The sequence below is a fragment of the Methylobacterium sp. WL103 genome (assembly GCF_008039885.1).
In the GTDB taxonomy this organism is placed as follows: domain Bacteria; phylum Pseudomonadota; class Alphaproteobacteria; order Rhizobiales; family Beijerinckiaceae; genus Methylobacterium; species Methylobacterium cerastii.
In genome coordinates, this window is record NZ_VRUX01001297.1 from 1 (window position 1) to 440 (window position 440).

1 protein-coding gene is annotated in these 440 nt (G+C 76.6%); it reads right to left on the minus strand.

Going from position 1 to position 440, the window contains the following annotated elements; all coding sequences use genetic code 11:
• A partial coding sequence (locus tag FV222_RS29075; RefSeq protein ID WP_147816564.1) for a hypothetical protein occupies nucleotides 1-192 on the minus strand: 192 nt, incomplete at its 3' end.
• Nucleotides 193-440: the final 248 nt, after the last annotated feature.

A 440-nucleotide genomic window follows, 5' to 3' on the forward strand; every position in this document is an offset into this window, starting at 1 on the left:
ACCTTCGCCGCCACGCCCTTCGCCGCCGCGTCCGCCCGGGCCTTCACCGCCGCGCGGTCCGCGCTCGTCGGGGCCGCCCTGCGCCAGGAGGATCGTGCCGGAGGCGCCGTCCTCGCGGGCGAAGGCGGGTGCAGCGAGGACGAGCCCGGGCAGCATCGTGCCGGTCAGGAGCAGCAGGCGGAGTGTCCGCATTCGGTCGGCCTCGAAGGATCGTGGAAAGCCCAATCGAACCCACGAGCGCCGGGATGGTTCCGGCGCGGCGCCGCTCAGGGGGGATTCGCCGAGGACGCCTTGGCCGGCCCGATCCGGTCGAGGGCGATGATCCGCACCGTGCGCTCGGCGGTGCCGGTGGCGGACGGCTCGGCGGACAGGTCGGGCGCCGGCTTGCCCGCCACCTCGACCGGCAGGCCCGAGCGCTCGGCGGCGTCGGCGGCCAGCAC